General features: G+C 65.3%; 1 protein-coding gene. It reads right to left on the bottom strand.

Annotated features, from left to right (window positions below; translation table 11 throughout):
- The coding region (locus tag I0Q12_RS02040; RefSeq protein WP_231609851.1) for an ABC transporter substrate-binding protein at positions 1 to 285 on the bottom strand (285 nt) is incomplete at both ends.

The raw sequence follows: 285 nt of genomic DNA, 5'->3' as shown, positions 1-285 counted from the left end.
GCGTTCTGCAGTCCGGCGTCGTTCGCCTTGGTGAGGTTCGTCCAGTTGCCTTCCATGGAGAGGTCGGCGCCGCCGCTGGTGAGGGTGTTGTATCGCTGGTCGGCGTCGATGATCGCCCGGATCTCGAGCTTGTCCAGGTGCGGAAGCGGTGCGTCGTAGTAGTTCTCGTTGCGGGTCAGCTTGATGACGTCCTGACGGGACCACGACTCGAGGGTGTACGGGCCCGCACCGATCGGGTTGGCGTCGATTGACTGTTGACCGCCCTGCAGTGCGGCGGGGGAGGCG

Origin of the sequence: Rhodococcus sp. CX, assembly GCF_015865005.1 — a bacterium.
In the GTDB taxonomy this organism is placed as follows: Bacteria; Actinomycetota; Actinomycetes; order Mycobacteriales; family Mycobacteriaceae; genus Rhodococcus.
Note: the sequence above shows the minus strand (reverse complement) of the source record. Positions and strands in the feature narration are given on the sequence as shown.